The sequence below is a fragment of the Sphingobium chungbukense genome (assembly GCF_001005725.1).
Classification (GTDB): Bacteria; Pseudomonadota; Alphaproteobacteria; order Sphingomonadales; family Sphingomonadaceae; genus Sphingobium; species Sphingobium chungbukense.
This window is the reverse complement of record NZ_LBIC01000007.1, coordinates 428,873-443,503: the sequence shown is the minus strand read 5'-3', so window position 1 is coordinate 443,503 and position 14,631 is coordinate 428,873. Positions and strand designations below refer to the sequence as shown.

Below are 14,631 nucleotides of genomic sequence, written 5' to 3'. Positions count from 1 at the left end.
GGGCGCCTCACACCACCTGACGCGCCTCGGTGCGATCCAGCATATCCCGCACCTTCGCCGCCAGCTCGGCATAGGTGAAGGGCTTGGTCAGCAATTCCACCCCCGGATCGAGCCGGCCGTGGTGGATGATCGCATTGCGGGCATAGCCAGTCGCGAACAGCACCTTCAGGCCCGGCTGCCGCACCTGCGCCTCCTGCGCGATGTCGGCGCCGGTCATTCCGCCCGGCAGGATGACGTCGGTGAACAGCAGGTGGATCGGCTCCGGGGCCTCTTCCAGCGCCTGCAACGCGGCCGCGCCGTTGCCCGCCTCGATCACTTGATAACCCAGTTCCCTCAGCACATCGACGGTATAGGCGCGGACTTTCTCGTCATCCTCGCACACCAGCACCGTCTCGTCGCCGCCGCATATCGGCGGGGTCCGATGCTCCGCGCCCGTGTCGTTGTCCGGCAGGGGGCCGTAGAAGCGGGGCAGGTAGATCTTCACCGTCGTGCCGTGCCCGGCCTCCGAATAGACGCGGATATGGCCGCCCGACTGCTTGATGAAGCCATAGACCATGGAAAGGCCCAGGCCCGTGCCGCGCCCGACCTCCTTGGTGGTGAAGAAGGGTTCGATGGCGTGGCTCAGCACCTCCTCGTCCATGCCCTCACCGGTGTCCGATACGCTGATCAGCACATATTGGCCCGGCAACACCTCCGCCTCCTGCGCGGCATAGACGGCATCGATATGGGTGTTGGCGACCTCGATGGTCAGCTTGCCGCCCAGCGGCATCGCGTCGCGCGCGTTGACGGCCAGGTTCAATAACGCATTTTCCATCTGGTTGATGTCGATCTCGACCGCCCAGACCCGTGCCCCCTGGATCAGCTCGATCTCGATCGTCTCGCCCAGCGACCGTATCAGCATGTCGGACATGCCGCTCACCAACCGGTTGGGATCGATCCGCTCGGGCGCGAGCGGCTGGCGGCGGGAAAAGGCGAGCAGCCGCTGGGTCAGCAGCGCCGCGCGTTCGGCCCCCGCCATGGCGTTGTCCGCCGCCCGGCGCAATCGCGGCTGATCATCGTCGGAGATTTTTTCAAGACCGCGTTGCAACAGTTCCAGATTGCCGGTGACGATCTGGAGCAGATTGTTGAAATCATGCGCCACCCCGCCGGTAAGCTGGCCCAGCGTCTCCATCTTCTGCGCCTGCCGCAGCGCCTCTTCCGCGTCCGCCAGCGCCCTGGCATGGGCCCGCTGTTCCGTCACATCGCGGGCGACGCAATAGATGAGGTCGTTTTCCGGCACGGCGGTCCAGCTGAAATTGCGATAGCCGCCGTCCTTCGCGCGGAACCGGTTTTCGAAACGCACCGTCGGCCTGCCGCTCGCCAGACCGGCCAGTTCGCCCCGCGTCCTCTCCAGATCGTCGGGATGTTCCATCCATTCCGACGTGCGGCCGATCAGTTCCTGTTCGCTCCAGCCCAATATATCGGTCCAGGCGGGACTGGCGGCGATCCACACGCCGTTCCTGTCTGCGACCAGGAAAGGGTCGCGCGCCAGCGCCCACAGCCGGGCGCGGTCCGCCCGCATCTCCTGCTCGGCCCGCACGCGTCTGGTCGTCTCGCTGACGATGCAGAGCGCGCCGCCGATCGATCCGTCCGCCTCGAACACAGGGGAATAGCTGATGTCGAAGAACACCTCTTCCCCCTGGTCGCCGTCGCGCTCGATATAGAAGGGGCGATCCTTGGCATGCACCGACTGGCCGTCCTGGATCACGGACCGCAGCAACGGCTCCAGATCGTCCCATAGCTCTGCCCAACCCTCCCGCGCTGGACGGCCCAGCACGCGTGGATGCTTGTCGCCGATGGTGGGCATATAGGCTTCATTATAGAGGGCGCACAGGTCCGGCCCCCAGAACAGCACGATCTCGGCCGTGGACGACAGCATCAGCCGGACGGTCGATATCAGCGCGGGCGACCAGCCCTCTACCGGACCCAGCGGCGAGTTGGCATCGATCTGCGCGGTCAGGGCACCGATCGGCCCTTGCGCGGCGATCATGGCGGCAGTGCCGGCACTGCTCATCGCCTATCCTCGATCAATCTCCTCATGAGGCCCGATACGCCTGTCCAACCTTTTGTATCCGTTGCTGCGCGGGCCGTTATGACCTTTTGTCCATCTTCCGGGTTATCCTTGCAACAGGGCGAACAACAGCGCATGGATCGGCGCCATGACCGCGTTGACCCTCAGCCGCCCCGCCATAGCCGTCCCGCGTCCAGCATCGATCGCGCGCTGGCTGCTGGCCGTCGCCGCCCTCGTCTTCTGCATGGTCGTGGTGGGCGGCATCACCCGCCTGACCGAATCCGGCCTGTCGATCACCCAGTGGAAGCCGATCACCGGCGCCATCCCGCCGCTGACCCACGATCAGTGGATGGAGGCGTTCCGCGACTATCAGCAGATTCCCGAATATCAGCAGCTGCGGCAGGGCATGACGCTGGGCGATTTCCAGTTCATCTTCTTCTGGGAATGGGTCCACCGGCTGCTGGGGCGGCTGATCGGCGTGGCCTTCGCGTTGCCGCTGCTCTGGTTCGCATGGAAAAGGGCGATTCCGCAGGGCTATGGGCCGCGCCTCATCGCTTTGCTGGCACTGGGCGGATTGCAGGGCGCGATCGGCTGGTGGATGGTGAAATCGGGCCTGTCGGTGCGCACCGACGTCAGTCATTATCGCCTCGCCGTGCATCTGCTGACGGCATTGTTCATCATGGGCGGGCTCATCTGGACCGCGCTCGACCTGCTGACCCGGTCGAGGACGCCCTTCGCCAAGCCGGCTATGCTGCATCCCTTCGCGATCGCCGCGCTGGTCGCACTGCTGGTGCAACTCATGTTCGGCGCGTTCACCGCGGGGCTGGATGCGGGCTATGTGTCCAGCACCTGGCCGCTGATGAACGATCATTTCGTGCCGCGGGGCATAGAGTGGCTCGGCTCGCTCTGGGCCACGATATCGAGCGATCCCTATCTGGTGCATTTCATCCATCGCTGGTGGGCCTGGATCACGGCCGCCATGCTGATCCTGCTCGCCCGCATGGCGAAGCAGGCCGGGGATCGCGGTCCTTCGATCGCGCTCAATGCCGCCGTCGGTACGCAGATCGCGCTCGGTATCGCCACCGTCATCAGTGGCATCGCGCTGCCGCTCGCCGTGCTGCACCAGGCGGTCGGCGCGCTGGTGGTCGCCGCTGCCGCCTGGGCGGCGCACAGCCTTGGGGAACGGCGGGGATGAGCGCCGTCGCGCTCGTCTACACGCTGTTCGGCTCGCGCGACGCGGCGATGCGGGTGGCGCGCCGGCTGATCGAGGAACGGCTGATCGCCTGCGCCAACCTGCTGGGGGAGGCGACGTCCCTCTACGAATGGAACGGCGTTATGGAGGAGACGGCGGAGGTGCCCGTCCTCTTCAAGACCGCGCCGTCGCGCCGCGAAGCGCTGATGGCACGCATCGCGGAACTGCATGATTATGAGGTTCCCGCGATCCTCGCCCTGCCGGTGGAGGCCGCCGACAGCGGCTTCGCCCGCTGGGTGGGTGAACAGCTCGCCAAGTAACGGGTATTATTTTACCCGTCAGCAAAGCCGCCGAATCTCTTGACTTGTGCGGCCCCACCCGTCATTAGCGCGCATCTTCCGAAGGCCGGCGACGGCGATCGGTTTATGCATTTAACTGGAGATTGGCACCATGAAGGCGCTGATGAAGACCACCAAGCCGGCAACCCCGGCAACGGTCGAAAAGAAGTGGATCCTGATCGACGCGGAAGGTCTCGTCGTCGGCCGCCTCGCTTCGACCGTCGCGAACATCCTGCGCGGCAAGCACAAGCCGAGCTTCACCCCCCACGTCGATTGCGGTGACAATGTCATCATCATCAACGCTCAGAAGGTGAAGTTCACCGGCCGCAAGCTGACCGACAAGGTCTATTACAAGCACACCGGCTATGCCGGCGGCATCAAGGAAACCACCCCCCAGAAGGTTCTGGAAGGGCGTTTCCCCGAGCGCGTCCTGGAAAAGGCCGTTGAGCGCATGATCCCCCGTGGTCCGCTGGGCCGCCAGCAGATGCGCAACCTGCGCATCTTCGCCGGTGCCGAGCATTCGCACGCTGCGCAGAACCCCGAAGTGCTCGACTTCGCGTCGCGCAACCGCAAGAACAAGGTGGGTGCCTAATGTCCGATAACCGCCAGTCCCTGTCCGACCTCGCGTCGCTGACCGCCAACGCTCCGGCGCCTGCCGTCGCTGCCGAAACCGTCGCCGCCGACGCGCCGATCGCTCCGGTTCAGCCTTCGGCTCCGCTGCGCGCCCAGGAAATCGACAGCCTCGGCCGCGCCTATGCGACCGGCCGCCGCAAGGACGCCGTCGCCCGCGTCTGGGTGAAGCCCGGCACCGGCAAGATCACGGTCAACGGCCGCGATCAGGAAGTCTATTTCGCTCGCCCGACCCTGCGTCTGGTGATCAACCAGCCGTTCGGCGTCACCGAGCGCGAAGGCCAGTATGACGTGATCGCCACCGTCAAGGGCGGCGGTCTGTCCGGCCAGGCCGGCGCGGTCAAGCACGGCATCGCCCAGGCTTTGTCGAAGTACGAACCGGCGCTGCGCAGCGCGGTCAAGGCCGAAGGCTTCCTGACCCGCGACAGCCGCGCCGTCGAGCGTAAGAAGTACGGTAAGGCCAAGGCCCGCCGCAGCTTCCAGTTCTCGAAGCGCTGATCGGTTCGATCGGAACGACATTTGGGGAAGGGCCGGATTTTCCGGCCCTTTTCTTTTGGCGTCCAAAGGGCCGCCCCTGCCCAGGCCCACCATTTCGCTTTCGCACCGATGGCAACCTTCTGTCCGCCCCGCTGTTGATCCTGCAACAGCAACAGACAGGAGAAGTCCCATGGGTGAACTGACCGACAAGGCAAAGGCTGCGGGCAACAAGGCGATGGGCGCCGTGAAGGAAGCCGTCGGCAAGAACAGGCGTGATCCCGATCTGGTCGCGGAAGGCCAGGCACAGAAGGCCAAGGGCACGGTGCAGGACATCAAGGGATCAGTGAAAGGGGCGCTTGGCGACAAGATCTGATCCGCTTTACCCGCGCTTGGGAAGGCCCCGCCAATCGGCGGGGCCTTTACTGTATCATCGCCCTGATACGCCCTTGCCGATCATGCCCTTTCATGCTCCTGTCGGCGCAGCAAGGGAGATTTCTATGTATGATCGGCGGACCATGCTGACGGGTGCTACGGCATCCCTGGTCCTTTCCACGCGACTCTCCGCGCAGACAATGCCGCCGCAGGGCTTCGCGACCCCGGCGGGCACATCACCCTTCGCGCCTGACATATTCCGTGAGCGCCGCCGCCGCGTCATGGATGTGCTGAAGGACGGCGTTGCGGTCGTCTTTGGCGCCGATCCAGTGCAAAGCAGCGCCGCGGTGGCGCCGCCGTTCGTTCAGGACGGCGATTTTGCCTGGCTGACGGGCATCGTCGATGAGCCCGGCGCGATCCTGGTCATGGCGCCCGCCGAGCGGACGATCAAGGAATGGCTGCTGCTCCCCTCGCGCGATCCGGAGGCGGAACGCTGGGAAGTCGAGCGCCTGCCGCTGGGCACCGAACTGGAGCGTCGCACCGGCTTTGCCCGCGTGTCGCGGACGGGCGGCCTCGGCAGCCTCGTGACGACCCTCGCCGAACGCTCCAAGACGCTGCATTTCCTAGGGCCGATTGTCAGCGCTTCCGCCCCGGTGCCAAAGGCGCTGGAACTTTACGGCAAGGTGATGCAGCGGGTTCCGGGCGTCTCGCTCAAGGATGAAAGCGCCCTGTTGCCTTCGCTGCGCATCGTCAAGGAACCGCGCGAACTCGACCTGATGCGCAAGGCGGCGGCGGCCACGGCGCGCGGGCATATCGCCGCGATGAAGCAGGTGCGCCCCGGCATGACCGAAAAGCAGTTGAAGGCCATCCTGGAGGATGCCTTCCGTGCCGGGGGCGGGGAAGGATTGGCCTATGACAGCATCGTCGCGACGGGGCGCAACGCCGCTTCGCTGCATTATACCGGCGGCAGCGGCGTGATCGGGACCAACGATCTGATCCTGATCGATGCCGCCGCCTCGGTGGGTGGCTATGCCTGCGACGTGACGCGCACATTCCCGGCGAGCGGCAAATTCACCTCCGAACAGCGCGCCTCCTATGAACTGGTCCTCGCCGCCCAGGCCGCCGCCGCCGCGAAGCTCAAGGCCGGCGTCTATTATGAGGATCTGGTGGAGGCGGCGAAGGACGTCTTCCGCAAGGCCGGGCGGATTGACGACTTCACTCATGGACTTGGCCATCTGGTCGGTCTGGACGTGCATGATGTGGGGGACATGGCGAAACCGTTGCCGGCAGGTGCGGTCATCACGATAGAGCCCGGACTCTATGTCCAGTCCGCCAATATCGGCATCCGGATCGAGGACCTCTACCTGATCACCCAGACCGGATCGCAGCGGCTGAGCGAAGGCGTTCCCCGGACCGTGGAGGAGGTCGAGGCGGCGATGGCGCGTTAATCCTCTTCGGGCGTCGCCAGATAAGCCCGAACGTCGCGCCGCAATTCCCCGGCGCAGAGATAGAGTGCGATCACATTGGGGATCGCCATCAGGAAGAAGCTGCTGTCGACGATGCCGACCACCCGGCCGAGGTCGATGGCGGCCGCCGGTGGCAGGGCGACGATATAGAGGATCTTGTAGCTCCACTGCGCCTTCGGCCCGTTGCCGAACAGATAGCCCCAGGCCTGCAAGCCGTAAAAGCCCCAGGCGACCAGCGTCGAATAGGCGAACAGCACCACCACGACCGCCAGAAGCCAGGGGAAGGAGGGCGATACCTGCGCGAAGGCGGCGGAGGTGATCGCGATCCCTTCCAGCCCGCTCTTCCACGTCCCGGCGACCACCAGCGCCAGCCCGCCCAGCGCACAGACGATCATCGTCCCGAGCAGCGGCTCCAGCAATGCGACCAGCCCCTCGGACACCGGATGCCGCGCGCGGGCCAGACTATGGGCCATGACCGCCGACCCGACGCCCGCCTCGCTTGCGAACACGGCGCGGCGCATGCCCGCGACGAACGCGCCCACCGCGCCGCCGGTCGCGGCCTGCCCGCTCCAGGCGCCGTGCCAGATTTCCATCAGAGCCGCGGGGATGGCGGCGGCGTGCAGGATCAGCACCGTCGCGACGCCGATCAGATAGACCGCGACCTTGAGCGGCGTCAGCCGCTTCGCCACCTCGCCCAGCCATGCCGCGCCGCCGAGCGTTACCAGCGCCACCGCGCCAGCGAGGATGATGCCATAGGCCCAGCCGTTGCCGAAACCCGTGACCACCTTCACCTGCGCGAAGCTCTGGTTGACCTGTACCATCGGGATCGCGCCGAACAGCGCGAAAAAGGCGTATGATCCGCCCAATATCAGCCCGATCCTGGGCCAGCCCCGCGCCGTGCCCACCGCCTTGAGCACATACATCGGCCCGCCATGCACATGGCCTTGGGCGTCGAAGGTGCGATATTTGAGTCCCAGCGTCACCTCGGCCATCTTCACCGTCATGGCGAACCAGCCGATGACGAACATCCAGAGGATCGCGCCCGGCCCGCCCATGGTCAGTGCCACTGCCACGCCCGCGATATTGCCGAGGCCGATGGTCCCCGACAGCGCCGTGGACAGCGCGCCCCATTGGCTGACATCGCCCTTCGCCTCTCCTTCATGCGGTTGCGTCCGCAGGACGCGGATCGCCCGGCCCACCGCCGTGACATTGGGAAAGCCCAGCCACACCGTGAAGAACAGCATCGGCAGCGCCAGATAGAGCACGATCAGTTCGATCTGCGTCCCCAGCACGGGCACTTTCATGAAGACCGCGCCGGAAAGGGCGTCGATCGCTGCATTGAATCCGTCCATTTGCAAGGGGATGGCCGCTCCTTGCTGGAAAGTCGAACAAAGATTGCTATGGGAAGGGAACAGGGTTCACCGCACCGGCGGATGAGGATTATGAGCAGAAGATATTTCGGCACCGACGGCATTCGTGGGCGCACCAATCAATGGCCAATGACCGCCGAACTGGCGATGAAGGTGGGCATGGCCGCAGGCAAGCATTTCCAGCGCGGCACCCATCGCCATCGTGTGGTGATCGGCAAGGACACGCGGCTTTCGGGCTATATGGTGGAAAATGCGCTGGTCGCGGGCTTCACCGCCGTCGGCATGGACGTGGTGCAGTTCGGGCCGATCCCCACCCCGGCCGTGGCGCTGCTCGCCCATTCGATGCGCGCCGATCTGGGCGTCATGATCTCGGCCAGTCACAATCCCTATTATGACAATGGCATCAAGCTGTTCGGTCCCGACGGGTACAAGCTGTCCGACGAGGATGAGCTGAAGATCGAAGCGATGCTGGAACAGGAAATTCCACTCGCCGCGTCACAGGACATCGGCCGTGCCCGTCGTGTCGAGGACGCGCGGGGCCGCTACATCCATGCGGTCAAGTCCAGCTTCCCCGCCGATTTGCGGTTGGATGGGCTGAAGATCGTGGTCGATTGCGCCAATGGTGCGGCCTATCAGGTGGCGCCGTCCGCCTTCTGGGAATTGGGGGCGGAGGTGGTCGCGATCGGCGTCTCGCCCGACGGCACAAATATCAACGACCGTTGCGGTTCGACTTCGCCGCAGCTTTTGCAGGAGACGGTGGTATCGTCCGGTGCGGACATCGGCATCGCGCTGGACGGTGATGCGGACCGGCTGATCGTCGTCGATGAACATGGCACGATCGTCGACGGCGACCAGATCATGGCGCTGATCGCCGGGAATTTCGCGAAGGCGGGCACCCTGCGCGGTGGCGGGTTGGTGGCGACGGTCATGTCGAACCTCGGGCTGGAGCGCTTCCTCGCCGGGCAGGGCATGGCGCTGGAGCGGACCAAGGTCGGCGACCGCTATGTCCTGGAACGGATGCGCGAGGGTGGGTTCAATGTTGGCGGCGAGCAGTCGGGGCACATGATCCTGTCCGATTATGCGACGACCGGGGACGGCACGGTAGCGGCGTTGCAGGTATTGGCCGCGCTGGTGCGCTCGGGCAAGCCGGCGAGCGAGGTGCTGCACCAGTTCGATCCGGTGCCGCAATTGCTCAAGAATGTCCGCTTCTCAGGCGGCAAGCCGCTGGAACATGAGGATGTGAAGCGGGTGATCGCGCAGGCCGAGGCGGAACTGAACGGCAGCGGGCGGCTGGTGATCCGCCCTTCGGGGACGGAGCCGGTGATCCGCGTCATGGCCGAGGGCGACCGGGAGGAGCAGGTCAAGGACGTGGTCGAGCGCATCTGCGACGCCGTGGCGAAGGCGGCGGCCTGATGCTGGACATGCGCCCCGACTGCGAACGTTGCGGCATCGACCTGCCCGCCGATGAGCCGGGCGCATTCATCTGTTCCTTCGAATGCACCTATTGTGCGCCGTGCGCGGAAGCGTTGGACGACCGTTGCCCCAATTGCGGCGGGGAATTGATGGACCGGCCGACGCGGGTGGGGAATGCGCTGAAACGGCACCCGGCCTCGACGGAGCGCAAATACAAGGCATGAGCGTCGCGCGCATTCTCATCATTGCCGGGTCCGACAGCGGGGGCGGGGCGGGCATCCAGGCGGATATCCGTACCGTTACGCTGCTGGGCGGCCACGCCATGACCGCGATCACCGCGATCACGGCGCAGAACACGCTGGGGGTACAGGGCGTCCACCCCGTGCCGGTCGACATGGTGCTCCAGCAGATCGAGAGCGTCATCAGCGATATCGGCGTCGATGCGGTGAAGATCGGGATGATCGGATCGGCGGAGATTGCGGCGGCGGTGGCGGAGCGGCTGGCGGCGCTGGAGCATGTGCCGATCGTCTTCGATCCGGTCATGGTGGCGACGAGTGGGTCGATGCTCGCGGATGCTGCGACGATCGCTGCCTTTGAGAAGCTGATGGCGCTGGCGACGCTGGTGACGCCCAATATTCCCGAACTGGCGGCGCTGGGCGGCGAGGAGATCGCGATTCGCTTCGCGACCCATGTACTGGCCAAGGGCGGCCACGGCGAGGGGCCGATGCTGACCGACCGGCTGATCGGGCCGCGAGGCGTGCGCAAGGCCTGGAGCAATGCGCGGATCGACACGCCGCACACCCATGGTACCGGCTGCACCCTGGCCAGCGCGATCGCGACGGGCCTGGGGCAGGGATGGGACCTGATCGACGCGATCGAGCGGGCCCGCAAATATGTGCGGGAAGCGTTGAAGCTCGCGCCGGGGCTGGGGCAGGGGCATGGGCCGATGGGCGCGCCGTTCGGATTCCATCACCATGCCTGATTTTTTCCATGAACTGCTGCATCGTCCGGGACTGGTCGCCGGGGTGGACGAAGCGGGGCGGGGACCGCTGGCCGGACCCGTGGTCGCGGCGGCGGTGATCCTGCGGCAGGAGGATTGTCCGGAAGGCCTCAACGACAGCAAGCAGTTGAGTGCCGCCCGGCGCGCCGTGCTGGAGGGGGAGATCAAGGCGCGGGCCCTGTGCTGGGGGCTGGGCGTCGCTTCGGTCGACGAGATTGACAGCCTCAACATCCTCTGGGCGACCATGCTGGCGATGACGCGGGCGGTCGAGGCGCTCACCCAGGATTGCGCCCATGTGCTGGTGGACGGCAATCGTTGCCCGCAATGGCGCTGGGCTTCGACGGCGATCGTCGAGGGCGACGCCAAATGCCTGTCGATCGCGGCGGCCTCCATCCTGGCGAAGGAGGCGCGCGACCGGATGATGATCGAAGCGGCGGCGGCACATCCGCATTATGGCTGGGAAAGCAACAAGGGCTATGGCAGCGCCAAGCATCTCGCTGCGCTCAGGGAGCATGGGCCAACACCGCTGCATCGCAGGAGCTTTGCGCCGGTCGCGCAACTCAGCCTGCTGTAGGATTTCAGATGACAGCGCGATGAGGGCCCGGAAAGCCGGATTTTCGCGCCTTTTCCCTGCTTCATGGCGGACGGTCGAAGGTGCCGGCACGGCGTTGGGCGTGGACGATAGGACACCGATACTGGGCTGTCCCGCCTCGGGATGAGCGGCGGCGATATGGGGGCTGGCGCCGCCGCGCCTTGTGGTTAAAAAAGCGTATATGTCCTTTGTCCACCTCCTTCTCGGGCTGTTTGCCTGCCTGTTGCTGACGCCGCCAGTGCTGGCGGAAGAGGGACCCGTCGCGCCGGGGAGCTATCGTTGGATGGAGGAGGGGCCCTTTGCCGGACCGCTCTATCTGGTGATCAGCATCGAGCGGCAGACGGTGCACGTCTATGACGGCGACCGGCTGATCGGGGTCGCCAGCGTCTCGACCGGGATGAAGGGGCACCGCACGCCGACCGGGGAGTTCCCGATATTGCAGAAGCGCGAATGGCATCGGTCGAACATCTATTCGAACGCGCCCATGCCCTTCATGCAGCGGCTGACCTGGGACGGGATCGCGCTGCACGCGGGGCACAATCCGGGCTATCCGGCGAGCCATGGTTGCATTCGGCTACCCCATGCCTTTGCGCGCAGGCTGTTCGGAATGACGCAGGTCGGAACCCTGGTCAGCGTGACACCGGATCGCCTCAGTCCTGTGCTGATGGTGGACGCACTGGTGGTGGGCGATCCGGGGAGCGCCATCGTGACCTTTGCGCCGAAGGCCGCCCCCATGCTTCTGGCGCAGCGGACGGAGGGAGCGATTATGGCGCCGATGCTGGAGGTCGATCCGGGAATCTTCCGGTTGCGGTTGATGCGGCGATAGGCATCAGCAGAAGCGGGCGGACCGGATCCAGTCGTTGCACATCTGGCGGAGTTCGCCGCGGATCGCAGCGGCCTGGCAATCCGTTTGAGTGAGGGACGCGCGCAGGCGATGGATAGTGAGCAGCATGGCCTGGGCGCGAGGAATGAAGCTGTCGGTGGAACGATCGCCGTCCGCCGTGTCGATGAGGCGGGCCAGGGTGCCGATGGTGCCGGGCGGCAGGGCGCCGTCCTGGATGCAGACTTCATCCACCATGGCGTAGACCGCCGACAGCCATTCCGGATTGCGATAGGCACATAGCGCCATGACGACACCTGCTAGCGTAATTGATGCCTTTGAGAATCGCTGATCGTGGTGAAAAAGATATTAACCTTACAATATCGTGTCTTTTTCGTGACTTGCCTATGAAAAGGGCGGCAGGTCCCCTTTGGAACCAGCCGCCCTTGCGATTCTGTGGCCCGGATGATCAGGCCGCTTGCGCGGTTTCCTCGGCCGCGGGGAGGCGGATGATGTAATCGAAGGCGGAGAGCGCCGCCGTGGAGCCTGCGCCCATGGCGATCACGATCTGCTTGTAGGGCACGGTCGTGCAATCGCCTGCCGCGAAGATGCCGGGCTGGCTGGTTTCGCCGCGCGCGTCGATCTCGATCTCGCCGCGAGGGGAGAGGGCGATCGCGTCCTTCAGCCATTCGGTATTCGGGACGAGGCCGATCTGCACGAAAATTCCCTCCAGTTCGACATTATGCTCCGTGCCGCTGTTGCGGTCCTGATAACTGAGGCCCGTGACGCGTTCGCCATTGCCGTTCACTTTGGTCGTGAGGGCCGAGGTGATGATCCTGACATTCGGCAGGCTGGCGAGCTTGCGCTGGAGCACGGCGTCGGCGCGGAGCTGGCTGTCGAACTCGATCAGCGTCACATGGGCGACGATGCCGGCCAGGTCGATCGCAGCCTCCACGCCGCTATTGCCGCCGCCGATCACCGCCACGCGCTTGCCCTTGAACAGCGGACCGTCGCAATGCGGGCAGTAGGCGACGCCCTTGTTGCGATAGTCGTCCTCGCCCGGCACGCCCATCTGCCGCCAGCGGGCGCCGGTGGAGAGGATGACGGTCTTGCCCTTCAAGCTCGCGCCGTTTTCCAGCACGACCTCATGATAGCCGCCCTCGACCTTCGCCGGGATCAGCTTCGCGGCCTTCTGAAGGTTCATGATCTCGACATCATAATCCTTTACATGCGCTTCGAGGGCGCTGGCGAGCTTGGGGCCTTCGGTGCGGCTGACCGAGATGAAATTCTCGATGTCCATGGTGTCGAGCACCTGGCCGCCGAACCGCTCCGCCGCGACGCCGGTGCGGATGCCCTTGCGCGCCGCATAGATCGCCGCCGCCGCGCCAGCAGGGCCGCCGCCGACCACCAGCACCTCGAACGGGTCCTGGGCCTTGATCTTCTCGGCCGCGCGGGCTGCCGCGCCGCTGTCGATCTTCGCGACGATCTGTTCCAGTTCCATCCGGCCGCTGGCGAAGGGTTCGCCGTTCAGGAAGACGGTGGGTACGGCCATGACCTTGCGGGCGTCGACCTCTTCCTTGAACAGCGCCCCATCGATGGCGGTATGGCTGATGCGGGGGTTGAGGACGGCCATCAGGTTCAGCGCCTGCACCACGTCGGGGCAGTTCTGGCACGACAGCGAGAAATAGGTTTCGAAGGCGAAGTTGCCGTCAATGTCCTTGATCTGCTGGATCAGGTCCTGCGCCGCCTTCGAAGGGTGGCCGCCGACCTGGAGCAGGGCGAGGACGAGGGAGGTGAATTCATGACCCATGGGCAGGCCGGCGAAAGTCACGCCGATGTCCGTGCCGGTGCGGCGGATCATGAAACTGGGGACACGCTTGTTGCTGTCTGTGTTTGGGCCGGTCGTCACGGACACCTTGTCCGACAGTTCGGCGATTTCATCGATCAGCGTTTTGAGTTCACGGCTTTTCGCGCCGTCGTCCAGCGACGCTACCAACTCGATCGGCTGGGTGATGTTTGCCATATAGGCCTTGAGCTGACCCTTGAGATTTGCGTCCAACATCTTGTTCTCCGTGGGTTGGGCGCGCCGATCCGGGGCGCGGCTTGTCAAGCGCCGGGAAGGTGCGACCCGAACACCCGGCTGACAGATAATATGAAATTCTTGCATAAAACCCCGCCGGGCCGGGGAGTGTGCCTCGACCCGGCCCGGCGGAGCGCCGTTTCAGGTCTTTAGATCTTGCCGACGAGGTCGAGCGAGGGAGCCAGCGTGGCTTCGCCTTCTTCCCACTTGGCCGGGCAGACTTCGCCGGGGTTGGCGGCGACATATTGCGCAGCCTTCACCTTGCGGAGCAGTTCGGTCGCGTTGCGGCCGACGCCTTCCGACGTGATTTCCATGAACTGGATCACGCCTTCGGGATCGACCAGGAAGGTGGCGCGGTCAGCCAGGCCGACGCCCGGACGCATCACGTCGAAATTGTTGGTGATGGTGCCCGACTGATCGCCCAGCATGAAATAGTTGATCTTGCCGATCGCCGGCGAGGTGTCGTGCCAGGCCTTGTGGCTGAAATGCGTATCGGTCGACACCGAGTAGACCTCGACGTTCAGCTTCTGAAGCGTCGGGTAGATGTCGGCCAGATCCTCCAGCTCCGTCGGGCAGACGAAGGTGAAATCGGCGGGATAGAAGAAGAAGACGGCCCACTTGCCCTTCACATCGGCGTCGGTGACGTCGACAAACTTGCCTTCCTTATATGCGGTGGCGGTGAACGGCTTGATGGTCGTATTGATAAGAGCCATGGGCTTTCCAGTTCCTTTTAACGGGTTGCTGTGTGCCCGACCTACCTAGGGAGGATGACGATTCAGGGGAAATTGGTTTTATTACCAATGTTGATTGATAAAACCGATAAGTGGGCCG

At 64.9% G+C, this 14,631-nt stretch carries 16 protein-coding genes; 11 read left to right on the top strand and 5 right to left on the bottom strand.

Annotated elements, in window-relative coordinates:
* Window positions 1–7 precede the first annotated feature (7 nt).
* On the bottom strand, window positions 8–2,053 hold the full coding sequence (locus tag YP76_RS17100; RefSeq protein WP_046764794.1) for a hybrid sensor histidine kinase/response regulator: 2,046 nt from the start codon (window positions 2,051–2,053) through the stop codon (window positions 8–10).
* 145 nt (window positions 2,054–2,198) lie between these two features.
* On the opposite strand from YP76_RS17100, the gene YP76_RS17095 reads away from it, so the two are divergent.
* The 6 genes from YP76_RS17095 to YP76_RS17070 all read left to right on the top strand — a co-directional run bounded on the left by YP76_RS17095 (window position 2,199) and on the right by YP76_RS17070 (window position 6,507).
* Complete coding sequence (locus tag YP76_RS17095; protein WP_046764793.1) at window positions 2,199–3,245, top strand: COX15/CtaA family protein; 1,047 nt, start codon at window positions 2,199–2,201, stop codon at window positions 3,243–3,245.
* Complete coding sequence (gene cutA, locus YP76_RS17090; protein ID WP_046764792.1) at window positions 3,242–3,562, top strand: divalent-cation tolerance protein CutA; 321 nt, start codon at window positions 3,242–3,244, stop codon at window positions 3,560–3,562. Before YP76_RS17095 ends, cutA begins: the two co-directional genes overlap by 4 nt.
* Before the next feature lie 130 nt (window positions 3,563–3,692).
* Window positions 3,693–4,172, top strand: coding sequence for a 50S ribosomal protein L13 (rplM, locus tag YP76_RS17085; RefSeq protein WP_046764791.1), 480 nt, complete (start codon window positions 3,693–3,695; stop codon window positions 4,170–4,172).
* Window positions 4,172–4,708: a 30S ribosomal protein S9 gene (gene rpsI / locus YP76_RS17080; protein WP_052757470.1), complete on the top strand. Its 537-nt coding sequence runs from the start codon at window positions 4,172–4,174 to the stop codon at window positions 4,706–4,708. The genes rplM and rpsI overlap by 1 nt, the downstream gene beginning before the upstream one ends.
* A gap of 169 nt (window positions 4,709–4,877) precedes the next feature.
* Window positions 4,878–5,060: a CsbD family protein gene (locus YP76_RS17075; RefSeq protein WP_046764790.1), complete on the top strand. Its 183-nt coding sequence runs from the start codon at window positions 4,878–4,880 to the stop codon at window positions 5,058–5,060.
* Between the two features lie 124 nt (window positions 5,061–5,184).
* Window positions 5,185–6,507 (top strand): aminopeptidase P family protein, encoded by a 1,323-nt coding sequence (locus YP76_RS17070; RefSeq protein WP_046764789.1) that lies wholly within the window; start codon window positions 5,185–5,187, stop codon window positions 6,505–6,507.
* Here the strand turns inward: YP76_RS17070 and YP76_RS17065 are convergent.
* On the bottom strand, window positions 6,504–7,877 hold the full coding sequence (locus YP76_RS17065) for an alanine/glycine:cation symporter family protein (protein WP_046764788.1): 1,374 nt from the start codon (window positions 7,875–7,877) through the stop codon (window positions 6,504–6,506). The two genes, YP76_RS17070 and YP76_RS17065, sit on opposite strands and share 4 nt — an antisense overlap.
* Before the next feature lie 90 nt (window positions 7,878–7,967).
* Here YP76_RS17065 and glmM point away from each other — a divergent pair, with 90 nt between their 5' ends.
* The 5 genes from glmM to YP76_RS17040 all read left to right on the top strand — a co-directional run bounded on the left by glmM (window position 7,968) and on the right by YP76_RS17040 (window position 11,726).
* Complete coding sequence (gene glmM, locus YP76_RS17060; RefSeq protein ID WP_046764787.1) at window positions 7,968–9,308, top strand: phosphoglucosamine mutase; 1,341 nt, start codon at window positions 7,968–7,970, stop codon at window positions 9,306–9,308.
* Window positions 9,308–9,532, top strand: coding sequence for a DUF1272 domain-containing protein (locus tag YP76_RS17055; protein ID WP_046764786.1), 225 nt, complete (start codon window positions 9,308–9,310; stop codon window positions 9,530–9,532). Before glmM ends, YP76_RS17055 begins: the two co-directional genes overlap by 1 nt.
* Complete coding sequence (gene thiD, locus YP76_RS17050) at window positions 9,529–10,290, top strand: bifunctional hydroxymethylpyrimidine kinase/phosphomethylpyrimidine kinase (protein ID WP_046764785.1); 762 nt, start codon at window positions 9,529–9,531, stop codon at window positions 10,288–10,290. The genes YP76_RS17055 and thiD overlap by 4 nt, the downstream gene beginning before the upstream one ends.
* The gene (locus YP76_RS17045; RefSeq protein ID WP_046764930.1) at window positions 10,283–10,882 is read left to right on the top strand and encodes a ribonuclease HII; all 600 of its coding nucleotides are present in this window, start codon (window positions 10,283–10,285) and stop codon (window positions 10,880–10,882) included. Before thiD ends, YP76_RS17045 begins: the two co-directional genes overlap by 8 nt.
* 199 nt (window positions 10,883–11,081) lie before the next feature.
* Complete coding sequence (locus tag YP76_RS17040; RefSeq protein WP_046764784.1) at window positions 11,082–11,726, top strand: L,D-transpeptidase family protein; 645 nt, start codon at window positions 11,082–11,084, stop codon at window positions 11,724–11,726.
* A gap of 3 nt (window positions 11,727–11,729) precedes the next feature.
* On the opposite strand, the gene YP76_RS17035 is transcribed toward YP76_RS17040, so the two are convergent.
* The 3 genes from YP76_RS17035 to ahpC all read right to left on the bottom strand — a co-directional run bounded on the left by YP76_RS17035 (window position 11,730) and on the right by ahpC (window position 14,513).
* Window positions 11,730–12,029: a hypothetical protein gene (locus YP76_RS17035; protein WP_046764783.1), complete on the bottom strand. Its 300-nt coding sequence runs from the start codon at window positions 12,027–12,029 to the stop codon at window positions 11,730–11,732.
* 160 nt (window positions 12,030–12,189) lie between these two features.
* Window positions 12,190–13,782, bottom strand: coding sequence for an alkyl hydroperoxide reductase subunit F (gene ahpF / locus YP76_RS17030; RefSeq protein WP_046764782.1), 1,593 nt, complete (start codon window positions 13,780–13,782; stop codon window positions 12,190–12,192).
* Window positions 13,783–13,949: 167 nt separating this feature from the next.
* Window positions 13,950–14,513: an alkyl hydroperoxide reductase subunit C gene (ahpC, locus tag YP76_RS17025; RefSeq protein WP_046764781.1), complete on the bottom strand. Its 564-nt coding sequence runs from the start codon at window positions 14,511–14,513 to the stop codon at window positions 13,950–13,952.
* Between the last annotated feature and the right edge of the window lie 118 nt (window positions 14,514–14,631).

Excerpts from the sequence above, each read along its gene's own strand:
- YP76_RS17045 (WP_046764930.1), top strand. The coding sequence starts at position 10,283 with ATGCCTGATTTTTTCCATGAACTGCTGCATCGTCCGGGACTGGTCGCC.
- rplM (WP_046764791.1), top strand. The coding sequence starts at position 3,693 with ATGAAGGCGCTGATGAAGACCACCAAGCCGGCAACCCCGGCAACGGTC.
- thiD (WP_046764785.1), top strand. The coding sequence starts at position 9,529 with ATGAGCGTCGCGCGCATTCTCATCATTGCCGGGTCCGACAGCGGGGGC.
- ahpC (WP_046764781.1), bottom strand. The coding sequence starts at position 14,513 with ATGGCTCTTATCAATACGACCATCAAGCCGTTCACCGCCACCGCATAT.
- YP76_RS17095 (WP_046764793.1), top strand. The coding sequence starts at position 2,199 with ATGACCGCGTTGACCCTCAGCCGCCCCGCCATAGCCGTCCCGCGTCCA.
- ahpF (WP_046764782.1), bottom strand. The coding sequence starts at position 13,782 with ATGTTGGACGCAAATCTCAAGGGTCAGCTCAAGGCCTATATGGCAAAC.
- YP76_RS17070 (WP_046764789.1), top strand. The coding sequence starts at position 5,185 with ATGTATGATCGGCGGACCATGCTGACGGGTGCTACGGCATCCCTGGTC.
- YP76_RS17040 (WP_046764784.1), top strand. The coding sequence starts at position 11,082 with ATGTCCTTTGTCCACCTCCTTCTCGGGCTGTTTGCCTGCCTGTTGCTG.
- YP76_RS17075 (WP_046764790.1), top strand. The coding sequence starts at position 4,878 with ATGGGTGAACTGACCGACAAGGCAAAGGCTGCGGGCAACAAGGCGATG.
- YP76_RS17065 (WP_046764788.1), bottom strand. The coding sequence starts at position 7,877 with ATGGACGGATTCAATGCAGCGATCGACGCCCTTTCCGGCGCGGTCTTC.
- YP76_RS17035 (WP_046764783.1), bottom strand. The coding sequence starts at position 12,029 with ATGGCGCTATGTGCCTATCGCAATCCGGAATGGCTGTCGGCGGTCTAC.
- YP76_RS17100 (WP_046764794.1), bottom strand. The coding sequence starts at position 2,053 with ATGAGCAGTGCCGGCACTGCCGCCATGATCGCCGCGCAAGGGCCGATC.
- rpsI (WP_052757470.1), top strand. The coding sequence starts at position 4,172 with ATGTCCGATAACCGCCAGTCCCTGTCCGACCTCGCGTCGCTGACCGCC.
- glmM (WP_046764787.1), top strand. The coding sequence starts at position 7,968 with ATGAGCAGAAGATATTTCGGCACCGACGGCATTCGTGGGCGCACCAAT.
- YP76_RS17055 (WP_046764786.1), top strand. The coding sequence starts at position 9,308 with ATGCTGGACATGCGCCCCGACTGCGAACGTTGCGGCATCGACCTGCCC.
- cutA (WP_046764792.1), top strand. The coding sequence starts at position 3,242 with ATGAGCGCCGTCGCGCTCGTCTACACGCTGTTCGGCTCGCGCGACGCG.